Here is a 24,214-nt window from a genome sequence, read left to right as displayed (position 1 = left end):
CGGCCGTAGACTTCCCGGCGATGGAAGACCTCAGGCCTCATGCGCGCGACGTCCCGGCTGCTCCCGAGTGCGACCCGCACGACCACTCGGCGCGGCCGCGCACGCCCGTTCCCGAGCGCGCCTTCAGCGGCGCGGTGCGTCTGTTCCGGGCTCTGGGCGACGAGCAGCGCCTGCGCACGCTCGAACTGCTCGAGCGCGGTGAAGCCTGCGTCAGCGAGATCGCCGCGACGTTCGACGAACCGCTCTCGACGGTGTCGCACCGCCTGCGCCTGCTGGAGGGGGTCGGTCTGGTCGCACGACGACGCGACGGTCGGCACGTGTACTACGCGCTCGCCGACGATCACGTGCGCCACCTGGTGCGCGACGCCCTGGACCACGCTCTCGAGTAGAAAGGCTCCGACCGCGATGACGACCCGCACCGAGAAGTTCGAGTTCGAAGGCGCCGGAGGGGATCTCCTCGCCGGTCGTCTGGAGTGGCCGGCCGACGAGCCGCGGGCCTTCGCCCTGTTCGCGCACTGCTTCACCTGCGGCAAGGACGTGTTCGCAGCGACCCGCATCGCGCGTGGACTCGCGGCGGAAGGCTTCGCGGTGCTGCGTTTCGACTTCACGGGGCTCGGCGGCTCGGAAGGGGACTTCGCGAACACCGACTTCTCGTCGAACGCGGCCGACCTGGTGGCGGCGGCGGCGGCGCTGCGCGAACGGCACCAGGCCCCGCGCCTGCTCGTCGGACACTCGCTCGGCGGTGCGGCGGCCCTGGTCGCGGCGCCGCGCATCGACGAAGTGCGCGCGGTCGCGACGATCGGCGCGCCCAGCGATCCGACGCACGTCGAGAAGTTGGTCGGCGCGGCGCTCGAGGCGGCGCCGCAGGGTCGACCGGTCGAGGTCGCGCTCGCCGGTCGCTCCTTCCGCATGCAGCGCGGGTTCCTCGACGACGTGCGCAGGCACGGGCGTCCCGACCGCCTGGCCGAACTGGGGCGGGCGCTGCTCGTGATGCACTCGCCGATCGACGAGATGGTCTCGATCGACCACGCGCGCGCGCTCTTCGAGGCCGCGCGCCACCCGAAGAGTTTCGTGTCCCTCGACGACGCCGACCACATGCTGTCGCGGCCGGGCGACTCGGCCTACGCCGCGCGCGTGCTCGCCGCGTGGTCGTCGCGCTACGTCGGCGACGAAGAGGCGGTCGAGTTCGAACCGCTGCCCGAGCACGAGGTCGTGGTCGAACGGCTGCAAGGGCTCCACCACCGCGTGCGCGCCGGGCGTCACGTGTTCGACGCGGACGAGCCGCTGTCCCTGGGCGGGACGGACCGCGGACCGGCGCCCTACGACCTGGTCTCGGCCGGGCTCGGTGCCTGCACCGCGATGACCGTCGAGATGTACGCGGGGCGCAAGCAGTGGCCGCTCGAGGGCGTCGCGGTCCACGTGATCCACCAACAGCGGACGGACACCGGCGAGGACGGGAAGGCGCGGCGGACCGATCGCTTCGAGCGCCGCCTGCGCGTCACCGGCCCGCTCGACGCGGAGCAGCGCGCGCGCCTGCTCGAGATCGCGAACAAGTGCCCGGTCCACCGCACGCTGACCGAGAACGAGGTGGCGGTCGCCACGCAGCTCGTGGACTGACGGGCATGTGGGGGATGGGGTGAGCGGGGAGGCGACGGATCGGCACGGAGAGGGGACGAGGGAGACGGAGAGTGCGACGCTGCCATGGTTGTCGAAGCGTCCCAGCAGGGGGGCGCTCGAGTCCTTAGCCTCCCCGTCTCTTCGCGACGCCGAGCGGCGCGCGACTCGCTGCGAATCCTCGTCCCTTCCCTGATCCATGCGCTCCCGTATCGCTACTTCCGGCCTCGTCACCACCGCGGTGGTGATGCTCTTCCCCGCCCCCGAGGCGGTCGCTCAGGACTCACCGTTCGTCACGCCCGGCATGCCTCCCCTGCGCCGTTTGGAGGCAGGACAGACCGATCGCTTCACGAACGACTTCAACCCGGCCATCGGTGCGGTCATCGATGCGATCGGAGACTGGTCCGATCCCGACGCGGGTGAGGATGGCTTCGACATCGACCTGCGTACGTTGGAGCTGGGCGTCAACGGTCGCATCGACCCCAATTGGTGGGGGTACGCGGTTCTCGTCGGTAGTGAAGAGTTCGAGGTCGAGGAAGCTGCGGCGCACTACACAGGGTTCGACTCGAACACGACTCTGCGCTTCGGCAAGTTCTTCGCCGACTTCGGCAAGCAGATGCAGGTGCACGTGCACGACTTGCCCTACCCGAACCGTCCTGGTGTGCTCGCCGAGTACCTGGGTGACGAGCTTCCGGGAGTTGGCGCCCAGATCGACCACTGGTGGGAGACGGGCGACACGTCGGCGCTGCGCGTGTCCTTCGGCGTCTTCTCCGAGCTCGGCGGCGAGCACGGCCATGGTGAGGAAGAGGAGGGGCCCGAGCTGGCGCTCGCCGACCGCCGCGATCTAGGTGACATGGCACTCACCGCACGCGTCACCCAGTTCATGGACGTCGGCGCGAACGCGGTCTTCCAGTGGGGCGCATCCGCTCGCCACTTCGGTGACTTCTCGTTCGAGGACGAGACGAACGGGCTCTCCGCCGTGGGTCTGTCGAACACGGTCTACGGCGTCGACCTGACCCTGGGCATCGACGACGACTCGGGCCTGTCGGGGTGGACCTTCGGAGGCGAGTACCTCGTGGCGAGCGGCGACATCGGCGCCGAGGTCGTCAACCCGACGACGCTCGCGGTCTTCGACGACGACGTCGCTGGCTACTACGCCTGGGGAGAGCGTCGCTTCGATCGGTTCAACTCGGCCGGAGTTCTGCTCGGTTCCTACGAGCACCCCGAGGAAGGCACTCCGACCGAGGACGAACTCACGGCGTACTACACGCGCAACATGAGCGAGTTCGCCCGCGTGCGCCTGTTCGCGACGCTGAACGACTCCGAGGAGGACGGCGACACGACAACCGTCGGTGTCCAGCTGACCGGGTACTTCGGGCCGCACTCGCACGGTGTGAACTGGTGATCGAGCGTGACAGTCACCGCGGCGTGTGCGACCCTCGTGGCATGAAGCGGATCTCTTTCGGCCTTCGGGCCGGGTACCTGCTCGCCGCGGTGCTGTCGCTCTCGATCGGCACCTCGGACGCCCACGCGGCCGGGAACCGGGCCGACGAGCCCCTCGATGTCGTCGTTACGATCGCCGATCTCGGTGATCTTGCGCGTCAGATCGGAGGCGAGCGGGTGGATGTGACCATCCTCGCCCGCCCGGGTCAGAACCTGCACGCAGTCCGCGTCAAGCCATCACACCTCGTCGCGGTTTCGCGCGCGGACGCGTTCGTCCAGGTCGGGCTCGCGCTCGAACACGCCTGGGTCCCAGGGCTCTTGGAGGCGGCGCGCAACGCCTCCGTCGCCCCGGGTCGGCCCGGGTTCGTGGACGCCGGCGCCGGCTACCGCGCGATCCAGGTTCCCGAGCGACTCGACCGTGCGGTCGCGGCCGACGTCCACCCCCTCGGCAACCCGCACATCAACATGGCGGTGGACGGCGGTCCGCTCTTCGCGAAACGCATTCTCGCGAGTCTCGTGGAGCTGGCACCCGACCACGCGGAGGAGTTCCGCGCGCGCCACGAGCAGTGGATGGAGCGCTACGAGTTCGCGCTGGTCCGGTGGACCGTGCTGGCCGAGCGCATGGCGGCGGCCGAGGAGAAGTCCGGCGGGGCGTTCTACGTCGCGGAATTCCACAACGAGTACGACTACCTGCTCGGGTTCCTCGGTGTCGACGTGGCCGCAACGGTCGAGCCGGCGCCGGGTCTCCCGCCGACGCCGGGGCACCTGCGGTCGATCGACGAGATCCTGCGCCGACACGAGGTCCCGGCCGTGCTGACCGCGCCCTGGTCCGACAACTCCACGACGCGTCGCGTCGCGCGCTCCATCGACGCCGAGGTCGTCGTCCTGCCGACCATGCTCACGGACGACGGGAGCGGGCTCGACTGGATCGGTTGGGTCGATGGGCTCCTGGTCCGGATCGCCGGGATCTTCTCGGTCGAGCCTCCGTCCCACGACCAGGTGCGCACCCGACGGGCGGAGGTCGAGCGCGAGGCGGCTGCCGCGGCCGATGCCGGTCGCGATGCCGACGCTCCGGTTGATGAAGGACCCTCCTCGTACGAAGGCGCGCTCGCTCCGGTGCGCCGCGGCACCGCGACGGATTCGATGTGAGGCCTGTCCTTGGTTTTCGTTCGGCGGCGCTGGGGCACTCCGGACGCGCCGTCCTGACCGGCGTCGATCTCGAGTTCGGCGCCGGTCGCTTCGTTCTGGTCGAAGGCGCGAGCGGGAGTGGAAAGACGACGCTCCTGCACTCGGCGATCGGTCTGTTGCCGCCGATCTCAGGAGCCGTCGAACGCACCCCCGGCGTGCGGGCGCTCGTTCCACAGATCGACGCCCTCGACGGGGCACACCCCGCGAGTGTGCTGGAAACCGTCCTCTCCGGAGCGCTCTCGGTACACCTTTCGGGATCGAGCCCGGGCGCCGAGGTGCGGCAGCGTGCGTTCGAACTCCTGGACGCGCTCGACCTCACTGGGTTCGCCGATCGACGCGTCGACCACCTGTCGGGCGGGCAGAGACAGCGCGTCCTGGTCGCACGGGCGCTCGTCCGCCAGCCCGACCTACTGATTCTCGACGAGCCGACGAGTGCGCTCGACGAACGATCGGCGCGGCGCGTGCTGAGCCTGGTACGTGCAGCCGTCGAGCGCGGTGCCCTGGTGCTCGCGGCGACCCATCGGCTGGACGAGGCGTGGATCGAGGTGGACGACGTGCTGCGGATCGCCGGAGGCGTGGTCGAAGTTGCGGAGCTGCCCCAATCCACGGGAGCGCTGCCGTGAGCATCTACCTCGAACTGTTCGGCGCTTCGCTCGCGGCCCTGGCCTGCCTGGCAGTCGCCGCCCCGGCGTTCGGCGCGTTCCTCCACGCGCGGGGAACGGTCCTTCAGGGACTGGCACTTCCCCAGGCGGCCCTGGCGGGAATCGCCATCGGCGCCCTGATCGAAGGGGCCGGGCACGCCCATGCCGGACACACGCACACCGGTTCCGGGATCGCCTTCGGGTGGGCTGCAGTTGGCACCCTGCTCGGACTCTGCGCGGTGGGAGTGCGCTGGCGGTCGAGTGGGGTCGAGAACGGGCGCGCAGCCGTGGTGTTCTGCGTCGCCAGCGCGCTCGCGGTGCTCCTCCCGACGTTCTCCCCGACCGGGGCGCTCCACCTCGAAGCGCGGACGCGCGGGGAGATACTCGCGATCGGCGGCGCCGACCTGATCGCGGTAGCGGCGGCCACAGCCGTGGTCGTGGCCACGTTGGTCCGCACCTGGAGGCACGTGCTCCTGGTGGGTCAGGATCCGACCGCAGCGCGCGTCCACGGACTGTCGGTCCTACGCACGAACCTGGTCTTCAACGGCTGCGTCGCGGTCGTGACCGTGGTGGGCACGGCGACCGCGGGCCCGCTCGCGACGTTCGGACTGCTCGTCGTTCCGGCCATAGGCTGTCAGGCTGGGGCGCCGTCGATGCGTGCGTTCCTGGCGCGCTCCTCCATGGTCGGTCTCGTAGGCGCCTCGCTGTCCGTCGCGCTGTCGTTCTGGGCCGACCTTCCCCTCGGACCGTGCGTGGTCGTTGGCTGCCTGCCCGCGACCCTCGTTGCACGCGTGGTCTGGCGTACCGGGTCCTAGGCGTCGCTCACCCGTTCGTGGTCCACTCGATGAACCACAGCACGCAGTAGCGCGCGTGGCCGGGCCGCTTCTCCACTTCGAAGAAGCCGAAGGGGAGCATCGAGAAGAAGGTGCTGCGCGCCGGCTTGCGGGACACCGACGGCAGGTACTGACTGCGGTAGTTGGCGCCGAACTGGAAGATGAAGTCGAGCGCCGACCAGTTCGTGTAGCCGGCGGTGGAGTCGCACTCGAAGAGGATCGGGATGTCGACGCTACTCAGCGACGACAGGTCGTTGCGCACGTCGAACGTCGTCGAGTACGGACCGTTGCGACCCGCGACCTCGACGGTGAGCGGCCCCTCGACCGTGCGCGGCGCCGGGTCGAAGGTCTCCGAGGTGCTGGCGACCTCGAAGCCCTTCTCGCGGGCGCGGGCCAGCACACTGCCGCTGACCTGGTCGAGTCTCGTGACGGGCGCGCCATCCAGCTCGACGATCCGATCTCCAGCGCGCAGACCCGCACGGTAGGCCGGCCCACCTGGGCTGACGTGCGCGATCAGGACCGTGGGAGAGTCCGAGTCGAAGCACTCCGACGCCGCGTCGGCGGGAAACTCGCCCAACTGCATTCCGGTCAGTTGGTGCACGAGCGTCGAGCCGCGCAGGCTCGTCGTCTCCGCGGTCACGGCATCGGACTCCACCGACCCCAACGTGACGGTCGCCTCGAGCGGCTCGTACGTCTTCTCCTCGACGAAGCGCTGGAATCGCGCCGTGATCGCCTGGTCCGGCTCGAACTCGGTCCGCATCGCGTTCTTGAACTGCGCGGCGCTGGTGAGCTCCACGTCGCCCAGGCTCGTGATCACGTCGCCGAGGCGCAGGCCGGCGCGGGCCGCCGCACTCCCGGGCTCGACGTGCTCGACCCAGACTCCCCGGTAGGGCGCCAGTCCGGACGAGAGCGCGAGCCCCTGGTCCATGTCGAGCGCTCGGATACCGAGGTACGCCGTCGGCGTCGTGCGCAACTCGCTGCGCTCGAGCGTGGGGTTGTCGCCCACCGACGAGCTGATGCGCCAGGTGACCTCGTTGCCGTCGATGGTGCGCTTGGCGACGACGGTGTCCTCGAACGACGACGAGAATTGGCGGGACGACACGCCGACGCACGAGGCGAGCGGCAGGAGCAGGAGCAGGGGCGCGAGGATTCGCTGGAGACTGGTTCGCATGGTCGTCGGGGGGGAACTCACGGGGAGTGGTCGCGGGGCGTTTCGTTCGGGGCGCGTGGGACGCGGCGTCAGGTGGTCGACCGCGTTCGGTCGCACGCTCGGGTACGACGGCGGAGGGGCGCCGGTTCCGAGCTCGCGCGATGTGGTGCCGTCGAGCTCGGGCGTCGGGGGACTCAGTCGCTGCGCACGGCGTTCCACCAGGCGCGCCAGCGCTCCTCGCGGCCCGTACCGGCACCGTCCGAAGCGATCGAAGCCGTCGCGGCCTGTCCACGCTGCGAACGCCACCAGGGGTCGGCCATCGCGGTGGTGGTGCGAGCGCCGGCCAGGTCCTCGGGAGTCGGCAGCCCGAGGTCCTCGGCGATCGCGCGCAGGCGGCGGTCGACGGACTCGCGAACGCGCTCGTCGGGGTCGCCGAGCAGCGCGATCAGAGCGGGTACCACCTCGTTCGTCGGGCCGCTCGTCGCGATGCGGATGCGGTCGCCGTCCCGTTCGACGAGGACGGCGCCATCGGGTTCGGACGTGGCGACGGCCAGCACGCGACCGGGAGCGCCGCCGCGTTCCAGCGGATCGCCGGTGCCGGAGCGGCCGTTCCCGTCGCCGCCCGAACTGTTCACCGACTCCGCTTCCGCGCGGGCCAGGTCGAACGTCGCGCGCGCGAGGCGTTCCGACTCCTCGCTCGCGACGGCGATGCGGTCGAGCGCTCCGGCCGTGCGCGCCACGGCCAGTGCCAGCGTGCCCGCCGCCGCGGCCCGGCGGCGCTCGGCGCGCAGGCGTTCGCGTTCGATCGCGGCGCGCGGGTCGACCTGGATCGGCGCCGGGAGCGGCGCCGCCATCACGACCTCGTTGCGCGTGATCTGCAGCTGCAGCGGGTGGAAGACGAGGCGCGGCGGAGCGACCGCCAGTTGGTCGTTGGGTGTTGCAGCGGGGGTGGCGCCGCTCCCCACGTCCTGTGCGCCGTCCGTCACGCGGCGCGCGCGGTCGAGGCTCGCGACGCGCTCGCTGCCCGCACCGCGCACGGCTTCGAACGCACCACGCGCCGTGTCCACGAGGAACCACACGATCAGTCCACCGATCGCGGCGGCCGCCAGGTGCGACGTCAGCACCACGAACGGTGCCGGGCGGCGGCGGCGCACGGGCACGAGGATCGCGCCGGCACCGATGTCGTCGTCCGCGTCGCCGGCCGACATGCCCGCGCGCACGCGCGCCATGACCTGGGCCACGTGCTCGGGCGGCGTGGCGGCGAGCGGCCCCACGTCGAGCACGCTCACGGCGGCGCTCAACGCCTCGAACTCCGAGCGGCACGCGGCGCACCCGTCGAGGTGGGCGTCGAACGCGTCGCGCGCGCGGCCAGCGAGAGTTCCGTCGTACGCGGCGTCGAAACGGCGGCGTGTCTGCTTGCAGTTCATCGTCGATTCCTCGCGGGAGTGGCTCCCGCTGCTCGTTCGTCCGAGTCCAGCTCGGACCTGGTCCACAGCTCGCGGAAGGCGAGTCGGCCCCGGTGCACGCGCGACTTCAGAGTCCCCACCGCGAGCCCGAGGGACTCCGCGGCCTCCTCGTACCCGAGCCCCAACGCGTCCACGAGCAGCAGCGCCTCGCGGTAGCGCTCGTCGATCGCCGTCAGGGCCGCGGCGATCGCGCTGCGCTCGGTGAAGCGTCCACCCGGTTGCAGCGCGTCGGGCGCGCGCAGGCGTTCGCCGTCCAGTTCTTCGCGGCCGCCGTGGCTGTCCGGCCGCCGCGCGCGCTTGCGCAGCACGTCGCGACCGTGGTTCAGCGCGATCGCGAACAGCCAGGGCCGCAGCCGCGCACCGCGTTCGTAGCGCCCGAGGTTGCGGTGGACCTTCAGCCAGGCGTCCTGGGCCGCGTCGCAGGCCAGGTGGTGGTCGCCGATCATGCGTTCGAGCGCGGCGATCACCGCCGAGCCGTGTCGCACGACCAGGGCCTCGAACGCACCGCTGTCCCCGTCGGCGGCGCGGCCGGCGAGGTCTTCGTCGCTCGCGCCGGACGCGAGGCGGGGGTGGGGCGGCGGGGGAGGCACGTGGGGGGGCGCGAACGCGTTCGCAGCGAGGGTACGCGCCTTCCGCCGACCCGGTTCCCGACGCTCTCGAACTTCGCGGCCGCCGATCCCCGCGCCAGCGAGTCGCGCCCGGCCGGGCGAGGATCGGCGTCGAACAGCCCCGGTTCAGTCGCGTCCGACGTCCAGGTCGAGCGAGGCGAGGAGCTCGTCGAGCAGCGCGAGTTGGGCGTCGCCGTTGACGCGGCTCACGTGGAGCACGAACACGCGGTCCGTGTCGACGATCGCGATGTGGCGCGGAATGCGCACGAGCCCTTCGCCGTCGTGGTACCAGGCCGTGCGGCCGTCGACCTCGAAGCGCACGAGGTCGTCCATGCTCGGCGCGCGCAGCAGGCTGGCCAGCTCGCGCGCGTAGACCGGATCGCGAGCCTCGAGTTCGATCGAGACCTTCTTGTTGTCGGGCGTCCGACCGTCCATCTCGAGGATCTCGAAGCCGATGTCCGCGCTCGGGCGCTTCGGGTCCACGTCCCACCCGACGGGCATGTCGAACGCGATGCCCCAGACGTCGTTCACGTAGCGTCCGTTCTCGTCGCGCACGAGTTCGCCCTCGGTCAGGTCGATCGTGCGAGCACCGATGCGCAAGCTCTGCACGGCGATGTCGAGCTCGCCGATCGTGCTCGCCAGTCCGGCGAAGTCGGCCATCGGGCTGCCTTCGGCGAGGTCGAGGCGCGCGAGCGTCAGGTGCAGCGCGTCGACCGAACCGCTGCCGATCGTGCCGTCGACCGGGTACCAGTCGCCGTCGATCCAGACCTCGGTCCAGGCGTGTCCGCCCCAGATGCCGCCGATGTAGAGCAGGCCCATCGCGACGCGCGACGGAATCCCGGCGGCGCGGGCCAGCGCGCACAACAGCACGGCGTGCTCGGTGCAGTCACCGGCGCGATCGGTGCAGACCTCGAGCGCGGACGCGAAGCCCACGTCCATGCCCTTCTCGGTCACGTTCTTCTCGACCCAGGCCTCGATCCGTTGGGCCGCGCGCCAGGCGTCGGTCTCGCCCGTGACGATCTCGTTCGCGATGCCGACGATGTCCGGGTGGTCCGACTGGATCATCGAGCTCGAGGCCAACGGCTTCTCCAACTCCGCGGGCACGTCGACGAGCGGGCGCGGCGCGTTGCGCTCGGCCGGCGGCGTGCGGCGTTCGATGCGCACGAGGATCGATCCGTCCGCAGCGACCTCTTCGACGCTCTGACGGTTGTCCGCCACGTCGTCGAACTTCACGCGAGCGTTGCGAGGCGTCAGCCGGATCTCGGCGACGTCGACCGATCGGGCGGAGGGCAGGTACTCGTTCGAGACGACCACGCTGGCGCGGAACACGTCGGGCGACAGTTCGCCGCCCGCGGCGTAGGCAGCGCGGGCCGTGCCCTCGTCGCAGCGCAGGGTCTCGATCGTCAGGCCCATCATCGAGGTCGACGTCTTGACCGGGTTGCCGGTCTCGTCGGCCCAGTTCGACGTCGTGACGCCGCCGGCCGCCTCGAGCGTCGTCTCGAAGCGCACGAGCGACAGCTTCTCGCCGCCGACGATCACGTCCTCGCGCCCGACCATGTGGACGTCGACCGTCGTGGGACTGTTCGTGTCGCCGCCCCAGGTCGTCAGCTGGAAACGCGCTCCGGGCTGGTCCGCGTACTCCCAGGCGCGCTGGCCGAGCCAGTAGGGACCCAGCGTGTCGGGCGGCACGTCGACCTCGAGCTCGCGCGTCTCGCCCATCACCGTCGTCTTCAGGTGGGCGACGCCGTCCGAGAAGTCCACGCGCGTGGCCGTCGGGCGGTTCGACATCGAGACCGACGAGTCGATCCGCACCAGCTCGCCATCGGCGTTCTCGACGCTGCGCTGGGTCGTCACCACGTCGATGACCGCGCCCATGCGGTTCATCTTCATGCGCGAGTCGGCGTCGACCACGTAGAGGATCTCGTCGCCCTCGGTGCTGCGCGTGATCGTCGTGTGCACGTAGCCCGAGTCGGCGCCAGCGATGCGAATCACCTGCCAGTCCTCGAACAGGACCTCGTCGGCGACCGTGAGCACCGCGTCCGCGCTGGACACATGGGCGCGCGGCGTCGCGAGCGAAGCGCTCTGGACGAGGAGCGCGGCGACGAGGACGAGCAGGAACGGGAGCAGTCGGCGGTGCATGGAAGAATGCGGGTGTGGTGCGCGCGGACGGGGGGGGAGGATGCGCGCCGGAGCGCGACACCGCGGGCGGTGGGCGACGAAGGTAGCACCGCGAGCGAACAGCTCGAAACCGCGGCGGTGGTACCGGGCGAACACCGAGAGCGGGCGCGCCACCCGTACCACCCATGAACTCCCGCTTCATCGCCGCGCTCGCCCTGCTCGTGCTCGATCTGCCCTGGATCCTGTGGGGCTGGGTGCCGGCGCCGACGATCGAGCTCTGGTACCTGGCGGCCTTCGCGAACGAGCTGCGGCCGCTGTGGATCGCGATCGCGCTGGTCGCGGCCGGACTCGCGCTGGCGTCCAGGCGGGGCGGCGCGCGCGAGACACGTCGGGGTCTCCTGCACGGCGTCATGCACGGCGCCCTCGTCGCGTTCGCCCTGGTCGGCGTGGTGGCGGCGGTCGTGCTCGAGTCGCGTCGCTTCGAGGTCGCCGAGGACCTGGGCGTCGAACTCTCCCCGGGGCGCTTCCTCACCGAGTGGACGCAGGGCGTGGGCGAGCCGGCGGCGGTGGTCGACTTCGCGCGCGTCGAGGAGCGCACGCTGCGGCTCGACGTCTGGGCGCCGGACGGTGGGACGAGCGCCGCCCCGACGCGCATCGCCGTGGTGCGCGTCCACGGCGGTTCCTGGGCCTTCGGCGAGCGCAGCGAAGCGCCGCACTGGTGCCGCTTCCTCACCGAACACGATTGCGTGGTCTTCGACGTCGAGTATCGCTTGACGCCGCCGCCCCGTTGGCGCGACGCGGTCCAGGACGTGCGCGCCGCGGTCCGGTGGGTCCGCGCCCACGCCAGCGAGTGGAACGTCGATCGCATCGTCGTGATGGGCGCGTCGGCCGGCGGACATCTGGCGCTGTGCGCGGCCTACGGCGACGACGCGGACTTCCCGCCGAGTCCACTGGTCGGCGGTGCAGCGAACGGCGCGCGGACGGGCGACGTGCCGGTGGTCGGCGCGATCGCGATCTCGCCGCCGGTCGTGCTCGACATCGGTTTCGACGCCGACTACCCGTGGTGGTACCCGATCGACCTGCGCAGCACCGAGCGCGTCGAGCAGTTGATCGGTGGCACGCCGGACGACTTCCCCGAACGCTTCGCCCTGGCCTCGCCCACGACCCACGTGACCGCGACGTCGCCGCGCACGCTCTTGATCCACGGCGCGAACGACCGTCTGGTGTGGCCGGCGAACGTCGAGCGGTTGGCCGAACGCCTGGCCGCGTTCGGCGTCCACTACGAGCTCGTGCTGCTGCCCGCGACCGACCACCTGTTCGAGTACGTGCCCGGCGGCTTCGGCACGCAGATCGCGGAGGAGCGCGTGGCGCGGTTCCTCACGGGTCTGTAGCGAAAGCGTCTAGAGCAGACTCTCGAGCGTTGCGCGATCCAGCACGCCCAGGCTCTCGCTCGCGAACAGTTCCTCGAGCAGCGCGCCCTTCGACGCCGCGAGTCGGGCGACGCGTTCCTCGACGGTGTCGCGCGCGAGCAGGCGGTAGGCCAGCACGGGCCTGGTCTGGCCGATGCGGTGCACGCGGTCGATCGCCTGACGTTCGGCGGCGGGGTTCCACCACGGATCGAGCAGGAACACCGTGTCGGCCGCGGTCAGGTCGAGGCCCGTGCCGCCGGCCTTCAACGAGATCAGGAAGACCGAGACGTCGTCGGACTCCTGGAACGCGCGCACGCGGGCGGCCCGGTTGCGCGTGCGGCCGTCGAGCAGTTCCCAGCCCAGTCCGCGCTCGTCGAGTTCGGGCGCGAGACGGTGCAACAGGCCCGTGAACTGACTGAAGACGAGCGCCTTGCGACCTTCCTCGGCCAGTCGTTCGAGGCGCGGCAACAGCTCGCGGAACTTGGCGCTGGGCGTGCCGCCGAGGCTCTCGTCGAGCAGTCCCGCGTGGCACGCCGCCTGGCGCAGGCGCGTCAGGTGTGCGAGCACGTGCATGGGCGACGGCGCGTCCTGCGACTCGTGCACCCCCGCACTGCGATCCGTCGTGCGCGAGTCGAACAGCCCGCCCTGGCCCTCGGCCGCGGCGTCCGTCTCGCCCAGGATCTCGGCGCGCGCGGTGCGGCGCAGCGCCTCGTAGCGCGCGGCCTGTTCGCCCTCGAGCTCGCACCACAACGTGACCTCGGTGCGCGGCGGCAGCTCGGACAGCACCGCGTCCTTCGTGCGCCGCAGGAAAACGGGCGCGAGCGCGGTCAACAGTTCGCGCGCCGAACGCTCGTCGCGCAGCTTCTCGAGGGCGGTCGCGCTGCGTCCCAGGAGCCCGGGATTGAGGAACGCCATCAGTGACGCCAGCTCGCCCAGGTGGTTCTCGACCGGCGTCCCCGACAGCGCGAGACGGGCGCGCGCCACGAGTCCCCGCGCCGCCGCTGCCGTCTGACTCGCCGCGTTCTTGATCTGCTGCGACTCGTCGAGCACCACCAGGTCCCAGGGCGCGGCCGCGAACGCCTCGGCGTCCTGGCGCAGCGTGCCGTAGGTGACGAGCACCACGTGGGAGCGGCGCGCGGCGTCCAGATCGCGGCCGGCGCCCGAGTACTCGGCCACGTCGAGGAACGGGGCGAAGCGCGCGGCCTGTTCGCGCCAGTGGTGCACGACCGAGCGCGGCGCGACGACCAGGCTCGGTCCTTCGGCCAGGCCCTGCTCGCGGCGCTGCACGAGGCGCGCGAGCACCTGCACCGTCTTGCCGAGGCCCATGTCGTCGGCCAGACACCCACCGAGTCCGAGCCGTTCGAGCCCGTCGAACCAACCGAGGCTCGCGGACTGGTAGGGACGCAGTTCGCCCTCGAAGGCGCGCGGCGGGTCCGGTTCCGTGCGCGCTCCGTCGAAGGCCGCACGCGCCCGTTCGACCGACTCGGGCAGCGTCGCGCCGAGGCCCGCGAGCAACGGCGCCGCGAGCCAACCGCGGGCCGTGTCGATGCGCAGTTCGCCGTTCCTGGTGCGACCGAGACGCGCGGCCCAGGCCAACGCGCGCCGCAGCGCTCCACCGACGAGTCCCGTCGTGCCGTCCTCGAATCGCAAGCGTCCGTCGTCGCCCGCACCGAGCAGCTCGTCCAGTGACAGCCGTCGCGCACCGAAACGCGCGAAGCCGGCCAGGACCAACTCGCCCGACTCCTCGCGCGCCTCGATCGAGAGTTCGTCCGCGGTCGTGAACGACAGGCCCTCGAGACCCAGTTCCCAGTCGCGTTCGAGCGCTTCGCCGAGCACCGCGTCGAGCGTCTCGCGCGGCACGATCCCGTCGCGCCGCGTGAGTTCGGGCACGCGCGCCGCGCGGCCGCCGGCGGCGATGAAGACGCCGAGCGCCAGGCGTTCGGCCTCGCGCGATCGCCGCCGCGTCGCGCCGCCGTCGATGGTGACCGTTTCGCTCGGACTGCTGGCGCGCACGCGCGACCCGCCGTAGTCGAACAGGATGCGCGCGTCGATCTCGCTCGCCGTCGCGCTCGACTGCTCGAGTTCGAGGCGCACGCCGCGCGGCACGGCTTCGGCGGAGGTGGGGCCGAGTCCAGGCAGTCCGGCTTCCACGGCGAGGGCGCGCAACTCCTCGGCTTCGCGGACCGGCGCGCGCACGCCGCCCTGGCGCGCGACGTCGAGCACGGCCACGTCGCTCGGGCGCGCGGCGAGCCGCAGCAACCGATCGTCGGCGGCCACGGCCCAACCGAGCGCCGGCCAGGCGCTGGGTTCGTCGAGCGCGCTCCACGCACCTTCGCGCGCCAGTCCGGCGGTCAGCACCACATCGCTCCCGTCGGGTTCGAGTCCGAGCGCGAGCGTCCACGTTCCGTCGCCGCCGTGCTGGACGCGATCGCCGCCGAACGTGAGTCGCCCCGAGTGCGCGAGCAGCGGCAGGACGGCCTCCGCACGCGCGGGATCGAGCGCCACGGGTTCGCCGGTGCGCGCGGGCCGATCGTCCGCCAACCGCGCGAGCACCGCGCGGTCCAGCTCGTCGCCCAGCCGCGCGAGGTCGGCCCACTCCGGCGGCGCGACCTCGGACGCGTCGTCCACGACCACTTCGAGGCACGCGCGCCCGTTGCGCTCGACCAGTTCGTACGAGAGCCGCGTGCGCGCGAGCACGCCCGGCCACGGGTCGCGCCGCGAACGTGCGAAGCGCTCGCCGACGCGCGCGAGCCCGGCCCGCCAGTCGCTCGCATCGCGCGCCGTGCCCTGCACCGCTCGATCCGCGTCCGCCGCGCCGCCGTCGCGATCGAAGTGTCCGGCCGACAGGCATTCGAGCGCCGCCGCGTAGAGGTGCTTGCACGGCCCGAACTTCGCGAACGCCGGGCAGGTGCAGCGGCCGTACCACGTGCCCTTGCCCGCCACTTCGACGCGCTCGAGAACGATGCTGTAGCGCTCGCCTCCACGCACCGTCGCGAGCACGCGCGACGCCGTGACCTCGACCAGATCGACCGCGCCCTGGGCCACGTAGTCGTGGGCCTTCAGACGCGTGCGGCGCGGGACCACCTGGCCGAGGTGGAGGGCGACGCGCGCGTCGAGGGCGGCCGGATCGGGAGTCGCCATGGGCGCGAGATCCTACGTCCTCGTGCCGTAGCATGCGCCGCCGCGCTCCGCGGATCCATGGAGCGCGGGGTCCTCGCTCCACTCCGTCCACCGAACCTCGCCGTGCAGCTCGTCGACATCGCCGCCAACCTCACCAGCAACCAGTTCGCCTCCGATCGGGACGCGGTCATCGCGCGCGCGCTCGCGGCCGGGGTCGAGCGCATGGTCGTGCTGGGTCTGAACGTGCCCGACGTCGAAGCGGCGGTCGAACTCGTGCGGCGCCATCCCGAGCACCTGGTCGCGACGGCCGGCGTGCATCCGCACTCCGCCGGCGAGTTCGGTCCCGACGACGTGGCCAGGCTGCGCGCGTTGTGCGACCTGCCCGAGATCGTCGCGGTGGGGGAGTGCGGACTCGATCACAACCGCATGTGGTCGGACGAGGCCAGTCAGGCCGCCTGTCTCGAGGCGCACGTCGAGTTGGCGATCGAGACCGGCCTGCCGCTGTTCCTGCACGAGCGCGAGGCGCGCGTTCCGCTGCTCGAGATCCTCGCGCCGCGCCGCGCCGAACTCGGCGACGTGGTGGTGCACTGCTTCACCGGTTCGCGCGAGGATCTGATGGCGTACCTCGACCTCGACCTGCACGTGGGCATCACCGGTTGGATCTGCGACGAGCGTCGCGGTGCGCACCTGCACGACATCGTCGGACTGATCCCGACCGAGCGGCTGATGGTCGAGACGGACGCGCCGTACCTCCTGCCGCGCAGCCTGCGCCCGAAGCCCGAGACGCGCCGCAACGAGCCGATGCACCTGCCCGAGGTCGTGCGCACGATCGCGGCCGCGACGGGACGGACGCCGCAGGACGTGGCCGCGAGCAGCACGGCGGTCGCGCACCGCTTCTTCCGGCTCGACGCGCGCTCCGGGACGGGCGCGTGACCGCGAGTCGTTCCAGCGGCGAGCGGTCGGACGGTCAGTCCGCCGCGATCGAGTTCGGCAGCGCCACGCGCGCGGTCATGCCCGAGAACGATCTGGTGCGGCTGTTCCTGCTGCGCCACGGTGAGGTGGAGGGCTTCGAGCGGCGCATCGTGCGCGGCCAGATCGACCTCGCACCGACCGTGCGCGGACGCGAACAGCACGAGCGGCTGGCGCGTTTCGTCGCCGAGCGTTCGCCGCGCCCGGACCTGGTCGTCACGAGCGACCTCGTGCGCTGCACGGATCTGGCGCGGCGCGTGGCCGAGCGCTGCGGCGCCGAACTCGAGGTCCACGCCGCGTTGCGCGAGCAGTCGCTGGGCGCGTGGGAGGGCCTCGCGTGGGACGAGGTCTCCCGCCGCGAGGGCCCCGCGATCAACGCCTACTGGGCCGACTACTTCCACACGGCGCCGCGCGGCGGAGAGTCGATGCAGGCGCTGTTCGAGCGCGTCGCCGCGTTCTGGGGCGAACGGCGCGCGGCGTGGACGGGCCGCACCGTCGCCGTCGTGACCCACATCGGACCGATCCGCGCGTTCCTCTCGTTGTTGCTCGGAACGCCCGGCACCGAGGCCCTGCGCCACGCGCCCGCGATCGCGTCGTCGACCGAGATCCTCGTCAGCACGGCAGGTGCGGTCCTCAACACGTTGGGCGAGCGGCCGTGGGCCTTCGACGGAGCGAGCGCGCCCGCGTCCAACGCCGCCGACCGCCCCGTGCGCCGCATCGCGCTGTCCGGTTCGGCGGGCACGGGCAAGACGACGCTCGCACGGCGGGTCGCCGATGCGCTCCGTGTGCCCTACGTGGACGAGGGCATGCGACGCCGTCTCGAGTCAGGGCTCGACGTGCACGCGCTCGACGCCGGCGGCCTGGCGCTCCTGATCGAGGAGCTGTGGGACGAGCAGTGCGTGGCGCAGGCGGCTGCGCTGCGCACGCACGGGGGCTACGTCGCCGATCGCAGTCCGCTCGACTACGTGGCCTTCTGGTTGCACTACGGGCTCGGCGACGACGTTCCGGCGACCGAGCGCTTCGTCGCGCGCGTGCTCGAGGCGGTGGACGACACGGACCTCGTGGTCCTGTTGCCGCACGGGGTGCTGCCGCTCGTGTCCGACGGAGTACGCACGTCGAACACGTTCACGCAGCTGCGCTTCCAGCTCCTGGTCGAAGGTTTGCTCGAGCGCCACCTCCCCGGCGAACGCCTGCTCGAGCCGGGTGGTTCGGACGACCTCGAACGGCGCGTCGCGAGCGTGCTCGAGCGCGTCGCGTCGGGCCGCTGAACGTCAGCGCTGTTGTTGGCCGCCCCGGCGTTCCGCCTTCGGCCGCGCGCTGCGACCGTCGAACAACTGCTCGTGGCGGTCGAGGATCCAGGCCGCGATGGCTTCGGCCGCCACGCGGTGGCCTTCCTCGTTCGGGTGCAGATCCGCCAGCGACAGCCCTCCCGGCACAGCGTCCTCCTCCGCGGCGAACACGGGCGCGAGGTCGAGCACCGCCAGGTCGTTCTTCTCGGCCTCGGCCGCGACCTGGGCGTGGAGGTCCTCGTAGACGTAGTCCTTCATCGACATCGCGGTCGGGAAGATCACGACGAGGCCCGGGAGCCCGGCGCCCTCGAGGGCGGTGCCGATCCGCGCGAAGCCCTCGACCACCACCTGCCAGTTCGGACCTTCGGGGTCGTGGAAGTACTCCAGCACGTCCGAGTACCTGGCGAGCCGACCCTTGAACGCGCGGAAGCTCAGGCGTTGGTAGAGGTGCGTGTTCTCCCACCACGTCTGCGGGTCGAAGAAGCGGTTCAGGGGCTGGCGGCGCTCGGCGTCCGGGTCGTTGAGGTTGTAGCCCACCACGACGAGGTCGGGCTCGTACGCGAGCACCTTCTCCTCCAGCACCAGGGCTTCGTCGAGCGTGTTGTAGCCGCTCGTCCCGAAGTTCAGGACCTCGTAGTGCCAGCCCGTGCGGCGCGCGTTCAGCGCCTGCTGCAGCACGTGCGAGTAGGTCTGCGTGTTGAAGACTCCGTAGCCGAAGGTCGTCGAGTCGCCGATCACCGCGATGCGCAGACGCTTCGGGTCGGGTTCACGTTCGACGTTCGCGCCGCGCAGCCCGTCGTCGTTCACGCGGATCTGGAAGCCGGCGAAGCGCCCCTCGAAGCCCGGCACCAGTTCGTACGACAAGCCTTCGATCGCGCTCGGTCGGTGCACCAGTCCCGCCCAGCGGCCGGGGTCCGCGTTGCGCATGAGGACGGCCGGGTCGGGATCGTTCGCAGCGAGGTACGCCTCGATCCCGAACAGCGAGAGGCCGAGTGCGACGAGGGCCGAAGCGCTGGCCAGCGTGAGGCGGAGCGCGAGCGAGCGCTTCTTCTTGGGTCGACTCGACATGGACGGTTCTGGGGCGTGCGGCGCCGGAGATGTGGTCCGTCGAGCGCTCCACCGGCGTCGACGTACGGTCCGGCGCAGGGCACCCTACGCGCTCGAGCCCGTGCGATCGAGATCACACCGCCGGGCCGTCGACCGCGGTCAAGGCAGGAGCCCAGTCTTGAACGCGCGCAGGCCGTCCGCGATCGCGTTCGCGCCCGGACCGGTGACGATGGTGGGTGCGAACTCGAACGGATCCGACTGCAGATCGAACAGCCGCTCCTGGACGCCGTCGAAGACGAGCTTGTTCCCGAGCGCGTCCGCCACGCACCAACGCTGTTCGAGCGGCGCACCTGGACCGTTCGGCGTGAAGGCCAGGCTGACGACGGGTGGGCGGGCCGACGTGCCGCCCGTGAGTTCGGCCGCGAACGCGACGCCGTCCTCGAAGCCGACGGGCGGCAACGGGCGTCCGCCGAGCGCGAGCAGCGTGACGGCGATGTCGACCGCGTGCGTCGGGCGGTGGGTCCAGCCCGGGACCACGCCCGCTCCCGCCACGATCAGCGGCACGCGCACGCCGCCCTCGAAGGCCGTTCCGCCGTAGCCCTGGAACCAGGCCGACGGCGGCGGTGCGAGGGACGAGGTTCCGCCGTCGCTCGTCAGGACGACGACCGTGTGCGCGAGGTCCACGGCGGCGAGCACGCGGCCGATCGCGGCGTCCAGTGCCACGACCGAGGCTTCGAGTCGTTCGCGATCCGTCGTGGGCGTCGGGTAGCCGCCAGGCAGGAGGTTCGCCGGCGGAGCGGTGAACGGCGCGGCGGGCGTGGTGAAGTTGACGAACGCGAGGCGCGGGCGCGTCGAGCTCGCGGTCTGCGACCAGCGGAACTCGAAGGCGTTGGCGATCACGTCGCTCGTGTAGCGGGTGCTCGGCGTCGCCCGGCCGTCGTCGATCTGCTCCCAGTTCGTCTGCGTCTCGCCGTTCGCCGCGTCGATCCCGATCGAGCTGCCGGCGAGGACGTGCTCGAAACCGTGCAATCGCGGTCCTTCCAGCGGCAGCGCGTCGGCGTCCGAGGTGAGGGCCCAGGGACCGAAACTCGACGACGCGTAGTCGGACAGGCGCAGGGCCTCGCAAACGGAGATGCGTGCCGTGCCCGGGCTCGAATCGCTCGGTCCGAGCTCGTCGCCGAGTCCGACGCGGGCGCCGTAGGCTCCGAAGTGCAGGGCGAAACGCGTCGGTGCGCCGGCTGGGTCGACGTAGTGGCGCGAGAACAGACGCGCGCCCGAGGCGAGTGCGTCGATGTTCGGCGTGTGGACCGCGAGCAGGTCCTCCCACCCCAGGTCGTCGGCCACGACGACCACGAGGTCCGGGGGCAGCGGGGTCGTCGTCGACGGTGCCGGGCGGCTCAGGAGCGTGGATGCGCCGAACGCGACGAGCACGGCGGCTACGGGCCAGCCCACGAGGCGCGGACGCTGGCGCGGCGAACCGCCGGCGCGGCGGCGAGTGCGGGGCGTGGACGAGTGTGCGGGGTGCATCACGGATCGATCGCCTCCTTCACCGCGGTCAACGTCTGGACGATTCCGGGCGCGGACAGCGGCGTCGTCTCCAGCGGATCCGTGAGGAGGTGGTAGAGCTCCTTCACGCCGCCCTCGGAGACCAGCTTGAAGCTGTTCGCGTCGACCACGGCCCAGTCGTCGACGACGAGGGCGCCGGTCACGTCGTCGTACTTCTTGTACTGCACCATCACCGGCGCGCGCGGCGCCATGGGGCCGAACAGGCTCGTGGCGAAGCTCTCGCCGTCCTCGAATCCGGGCGGCGTCGTCGCACCGCACAGTTCGAGGATCGTCTCGGGCACGTCCACCACGTGGGCCAGCCGTTCGCTGATGCCCGGGACGACGCCGGGTCCCGCGACGACGAAGGGCACGTTCACGCCGCCCTGCCAGACGCTCAGCTTGTAGCCCTTGTACCAGTGGCTCGGCGGCGGGATCAGGTGCGGCGTTCCGTTGTCGGGCAGCACCATCACGTACGTGTCCGCGAGGTCGATCGACGCCATGACGCGAGCCAGGAAGCCGTCGAGGGCCGCGATCGAGGCCTCGTAGCGTGCGCGCTTGTTCGCACCGGCGACGTAGTTCGCGGGCAGGAACTGCTGCGGCGGCGCCGTCCAGGGCTCGTGGGGCGTCAGGTAGCTGACGAGCGCGAAGCGCGGTCGCGCCTCCGGCAGGGCCCACCAGTCCTCGAAGGCCGTGGTGATCCGATCGCCCGAGTAGGACTGCACCAGGGTCTTCGTTCCGTCGTCGATCGGGCGCCAGTGGATCTGCGACGCCGAGCCCTCCTTCCCGAGGTTCCCGGCACTTCCCGAACGCCAGTGCTCGAAGCCGTTGATGCGCGCGAACTCGAGGCCGTTGCCGTCCTCGCTCGCGTTGACGTGCCACTTCCCGAAGCAGGCCGTGGCGTAGCCGTTCGCCTTCAGCACCTTCGCCAGCGACGGACGGTCGATGGACGCGCCCGTCAGTCCACCCGTCGAGACGTCCAGAGCACCCACGACGCCGTCGCGCACCCCGTGGATCCCGAAGTTGAGCCCGATACGCGACGGACTGCAGACGGGGTGCACGTAGAAGTTCGGGTACAGGCGACCCAACTGCGCCAGCGCCAGCATGTTCGGCGTCGGCGCGTGGAAGAGGTCCTCCCAACCCATGTCGTCGATGACGACGACGACGACGTTCGGCGCCGCGGCGGGCGACGTCTGTGGAACCGCCCACACCGAAGCGGGCGGGCCGGCGGTCGGGCGGACCGGAGTAGTGGTCGGCACGGCTCCGCACACCAGTGCGAGCACGAGCGCGACGAGGCGAAGGATGGAGGGCAAGCCGAGCTCCCGAAGGGGCGCCCTCTGCGAGCGAGGGCCTGGAAGAGAACGACGCGTCGTCCGTGGGGCGGGGGCCCGGTGCGCCGTTCGGGGGTGCCGAGAAGCTACCGCGCCCGGGGTGATCGTGGGTGGTCGACCGGCAGGACCCGTCCCGGGATCACCGCGGGAAAGCCTCGGGGATGCCGCCGTCCACCGGCAGGACCGCGCCGGTCGTCGGCGTGAGGCCCGAGGCCAGGAAGACGACGGCCTCGCCCACGTGCCGGGGGCGCACTTCGGTCTTGAGGAGGCTGCGCTCGCGGTAGTAGTTGCGCAGGCCCTCGGGGTCGAGGCCGCGCGACTTCATGCGCTCCGGCCCGACCATGTCCCACAGGCCGCTCGGCACCTCGTCGTCGCCGAAGACCGCATCGGCGTTGACCGAGTTGACGCGCACGCCCAGCTCGGCGAACTCGAGCGCGGCGATCTTGCCCAGTTGCGCCGCGGCGGCCTTCGAGGCCGAGTACGCGCCGAACGACGCACCCGGCGCGAAGACGTTCTTGCTGGCCTGGACGACGACCGCGCCGCCGGTGCCCTGGGCGCGGAACAGACGCGCCGCCTCGCGCAGCACGAGCAACGTGCCGTTGACGTTGACGTCGAGCACCCTGTCGAAGCGCTCGGGGTCCATGTCCTCGAGCGTCGACACGTGCGCGATGCCGGCGTTCGGCACCACGATGTCGAGTCCACCGAAGTGGCGCGCCGCGTCCGCGAACAGGCGCGCCACGTCCGTGGCCGAGGTGACGTCGGCGGTGACGGCCAGCACGTCGCGCGCGGCGAAGCGGCCCGCGAGGCGCGCGCGGACGGTCTCGAGCCGTGCGGCGTCGAGGTCGGTGACGACCACGGCCGCGCCGTTCGCCAGCAGCGCCTCGGCGATGCCGCAGCCGATCGCACCGGCGGCGCCCGTGACCAGAGCGACCTGGCCGGCGAACAGCGGGTGGCTGGCCTTGCCGAGCTTGGCCTGCTCGAGCGACCAGTACTCCATCTCGAACAGTTCGCCCTCGGAGAGGTCCTCGTAGCGTCCGAGCGCCTCGCCGATCGCCTTGCCGCGCAGCGTGTGCTGGGCGATGTCGGCGGCGATGCCCGCGGCCTTCGCGTTGGCACCCGTCGCGAACAGGCCCGCGCCCTCGATCACCGCGACGACCGGTTTCGGATCGAGCATCGTCGGTTCGAACGCCATGCGGTCCCGCGCGTCCTCGAAGTACCGGCGGTACCACTGCACGTAGCGTTCGACGGCCGCGCGACACTTCACGCCGTCCGTGGCCTCCTCGCGCGACAGGTACAGGTAGCGACCCTTCGTGCGGATCACGTGGTCGGGCGTCAGCGGGCCCAGCTCCACGAGCGCGCGCGCGCGGTCGGAGGTCGAGAAAGCGACCAGGTCGTCGTCGCCGCGCCAGTCGACGACGCGGCGGCGCTGCTGCGGACCCCAGACGGTGTCGACCTCCGTCGCGAGTGCGCCGCGCAGGATCGGGGCCGCGACAGCGGCGAGGCTCGTCACGCCCGTGCGATCGATCGGCGCCGCGGGCACGGTCACGAGGGTCCGCGTCGCGGTGCGTTCCGCGGCGAAGCGCTCGGCCGCGTCGACCTGCGCGATCATGCGTTCGTAGCTCGTGCGCGCGTCGTCGCCGAAGGTGAAGTGTCCGTGCTTGAGCAGGCAGATGCCTTCGCAGTCGGGGTTCGCGTCGAAGGCGTCGGCCACCGCGACGGCCAGCGGGAAGCCGGGCATGATCCAGGGCAGGACCAGGACCTTCGGACCGAGGGCCTCGCGCACGAGCTCCGCGCCGTTCGGCTGGTTCGTCAGCACGCAGATCGCGTCGGCGTGGGTGTGGTCCACGAACTTGGTCGGCAGGAACGCGTGCAACAGCGTCTCGACCGACGGCGTCGGCGCTTTCGCGTTCAAGAGCTTGGAGCGCAGTTGGTCGACCATCTCCTCGTCGGAGAGCTCGGCCAGGCGGCGCAGCGCCAGCAGCGGCTGCATGTCGACGGCGGGCAGTCCGGCCGGTTCGATGGTCGCGAGGTCCCAGCCGGAACCTTTCACGCAGAGCACGTCGATCTCTTCGCCCAGCACGTTCCGCGCGCGGGTCTTGACCGACGTGTTGCCGCCGCCGTGCAGGACGAGCGCCGGGTCCGCGCCGACGATGCGCGAGGTGTAGGTGCGCAGCGCCACGTCCTCGTTCTCGCCCTGGGCGGCGTAGCGCGTGACGTACTCGGCGGCCTCGGCGTCGTTCCAGCGGCTCTTCATCGAAAGGGGGGGCGTAGCGGTCGGTCGGGGAGAGTGGGCGGCGGCCGCGCGCTGCGGCACGAGCCGGGCCCGTGGGCCGACGGCGGCTCGGAATCGGCTCTGGGGACGATCGCGGCGCCTGTGGCTCGCGATCGTCGGGCCGAGATCCTACCCGCGCGGCGCTCGCTGCCGCTCGATGCAGGACCCACGGGA

The 24,214-nt window shown here is 71.7% G+C and carries 18 protein-coding genes; 9 read left to right on the top strand and 9 right to left on the bottom strand.

The genetic code is table 11. The features are described 5' to 3' along the window. Window positions 1-20 precede the first annotated feature (20 nt). The 6 genes from Pla163_RS15315 to Pla163_RS15290 all read left to right on the top strand — a co-directional run bounded on the left by Pla163_RS15315 (window position 21) and on the right by Pla163_RS15290 (window position 5,701). Window positions 21-389 (top strand): ArsR/SmtB family transcription factor, encoded by a 369-nt coding sequence (locus Pla163_RS15315; RefSeq protein WP_419185999.1) that lies wholly within the window; start codon window positions 21-23, stop codon window positions 387-389. 16 nt (window positions 390-405) lie between these two features. Continuing rightward, window positions 406-1,617 carry a bifunctional alpha/beta hydrolase/OsmC family protein gene (locus Pla163_RS15310; protein ID WP_145190405.1) on the top strand — a complete coding sequence of 404 codons (1,212 nt, stop codon included), beginning with the start codon at window positions 406-408 and terminating at the stop codon, window positions 1,615-1,617. Window positions 1,618-1,813: 196 nt separating this feature from the next. Further along, window positions 1,814-3,019 (top strand): hypothetical protein, encoded by a 1,206-nt coding sequence (locus Pla163_RS15305; RefSeq protein ID WP_145190402.1) that lies wholly within the window; start codon window positions 1,814-1,816, stop codon window positions 3,017-3,019. A gap of 41 nt (window positions 3,020-3,060) precedes the next feature. Then, window positions 3,061-4,206 carry a metal ABC transporter substrate-binding protein gene (locus tag Pla163_RS15300; protein ID WP_145190399.1) on the top strand — a complete coding sequence of 382 codons (1,146 nt, stop codon included), beginning with the start codon at window positions 3,061-3,063 and terminating at the stop codon, window positions 4,204-4,206. Next, entirely contained in the window at window positions 4,203-4,868 is a 666-nt protein-coding gene (locus tag Pla163_RS15295) for a metal ABC transporter ATP-binding protein (protein ID WP_145190395.1), read from the top strand. The genes Pla163_RS15300 and Pla163_RS15295 overlap by 4 nt, the downstream gene beginning before the upstream one ends. After that, entirely contained in the window at window positions 4,865-5,701 is an 837-nt protein-coding gene (locus tag Pla163_RS15290) for a metal ABC transporter permease (RefSeq protein ID WP_419185998.1), read from the top strand. The genes Pla163_RS15295 and Pla163_RS15290 overlap by 4 nt, the downstream gene beginning before the upstream one ends. A 7-nt stretch (window positions 5,702-5,708) precedes the next feature. Here Pla163_RS15290 and Pla163_RS15285 read toward each other — a convergent pair whose 3' ends face one another. From Pla163_RS15285 to Pla163_RS15270, 4 genes are all read right to left on the bottom strand, one after another. Beyond that, complete coding sequence (locus tag Pla163_RS15285) at window positions 5,709-6,890, bottom strand: PDZ domain-containing protein (RefSeq protein ID WP_145190392.1); 1,182 nt, start codon at window positions 6,888-6,890, stop codon at window positions 5,709-5,711. Between the two features lie 173 nt (window positions 6,891-7,063). After that, entirely contained in the window at window positions 7,064-8,296 is a 1,233-nt protein-coding gene (locus Pla163_RS15280; RefSeq protein ID WP_145190389.1) for a zf-HC2 domain-containing protein, read from the bottom strand. Further along, window positions 8,293-8,925, bottom strand: a complete 633-nt coding sequence (locus Pla163_RS15275) for an RNA polymerase sigma factor (protein WP_419185997.1) — start codon at window positions 8,923-8,925, stop codon at window positions 8,293-8,295. Before Pla163_RS15275 ends, Pla163_RS15280 begins: the two co-directional genes overlap by 4 nt. A 144-nt stretch (window positions 8,926-9,069) precedes the next feature. Next, window positions 9,070-11,082: a transglutaminase-like domain-containing protein gene (locus tag Pla163_RS15270; protein ID WP_145190383.1), complete on the bottom strand. Its 2,013-nt coding sequence runs from the start codon at window positions 11,080-11,082 to the stop codon at window positions 9,070-9,072. 164 nt (window positions 11,083-11,246) lie between these two features. Here Pla163_RS15270 and Pla163_RS15265 point away from each other — a divergent pair, with 164 nt between their 5' ends. After that, a complete protein-coding gene (locus Pla163_RS15265; protein WP_145190380.1) occupies window positions 11,247-12,452 on the top strand; it encodes an alpha/beta hydrolase in 1,206 nt (401 codons plus the stop codon). Between the two features lie 9 nt (window positions 12,453-12,461). On the opposite strand, the gene Pla163_RS15260 is transcribed toward Pla163_RS15265, so the two are convergent. Further along, window positions 12,462-15,611, bottom strand: coding sequence for a DEAD/DEAH box helicase (locus Pla163_RS15260; protein ID WP_145190377.1), 3,150 nt, complete (start codon window positions 15,609-15,611; stop codon window positions 12,462-12,464). Between the two features lie 102 nt (window positions 15,612-15,713). Between Pla163_RS15260 and Pla163_RS15255 the strand changes: the two genes are divergently transcribed. Both Pla163_RS15255 and Pla163_RS15250 read left to right on the top strand, forming a co-directional pair. Beyond that, window positions 15,714-16,523 carry a TatD family hydrolase gene (locus Pla163_RS15255; protein WP_145190374.1) on the top strand — a complete coding sequence of 270 codons (810 nt, stop codon included), beginning with the start codon at window positions 15,714-15,716 and terminating at the stop codon, window positions 16,521-16,523. Then, the gene (locus tag Pla163_RS15250) at window positions 16,520-17,827 is read left to right on the top strand and encodes a histidine phosphatase family protein (RefSeq protein WP_145190371.1); all 1,308 of its coding nucleotides are present in this window, start codon (window positions 16,520-16,522) and stop codon (window positions 17,825-17,827) included. Before Pla163_RS15255 ends, Pla163_RS15250 begins: the two co-directional genes overlap by 4 nt. Before the next feature lie 3 nt (window positions 17,828-17,830). Here Pla163_RS15250 and Pla163_RS15245 read toward each other — a convergent pair whose 3' ends face one another. The 4 genes from Pla163_RS15245 to Pla163_RS15230 all read right to left on the bottom strand — a co-directional run bounded on the left by Pla163_RS15245 (window position 17,831) and on the right by Pla163_RS15230 (window position 24,022). After that, window positions 17,831-18,916, bottom strand: a complete 1,086-nt coding sequence (locus Pla163_RS15245) for an SGNH/GDSL hydrolase family protein (protein ID WP_145190368.1) — start codon at window positions 18,914-18,916, stop codon at window positions 17,831-17,833. Window positions 18,917-19,054: 138 nt separating this feature from the next. Continuing rightward, window positions 19,055-20,347, bottom strand: coding sequence for a sulfatase family protein (locus Pla163_RS15240; protein WP_419185996.1), 1,293 nt, complete (start codon window positions 20,345-20,347; stop codon window positions 19,055-19,057). Window positions 20,348-20,421: 74 nt separating this feature from the next. Beyond that, on the bottom strand, window positions 20,422-21,750 hold the full coding sequence (locus Pla163_RS15235; RefSeq protein WP_145190361.1) for a sulfatase family protein: 1,329 nt from the start codon (window positions 21,748-21,750) through the stop codon (window positions 20,422-20,424). A 157-nt stretch (window positions 21,751-21,907) separates the two neighbouring features. After that, window positions 21,908-24,022, bottom strand: coding sequence for a bifunctional aldolase/short-chain dehydrogenase (locus Pla163_RS15230; protein ID WP_145190358.1), 2,115 nt, complete (start codon window positions 24,020-24,022; stop codon window positions 21,908-21,910). Window positions 24,023-24,214 lie beyond the last annotated feature (192 nt).

It is taken from the genome of Rohdeia mirabilis (assembly GCA_007750655.1).
In the GTDB taxonomy this organism is placed as follows: domain Bacteria; phylum Planctomycetota; class UBA1135; order UBA1135.
Note: the sequence above shows the minus strand (reverse complement) of the source record. Positions and strands in the feature narration are given on the sequence as shown.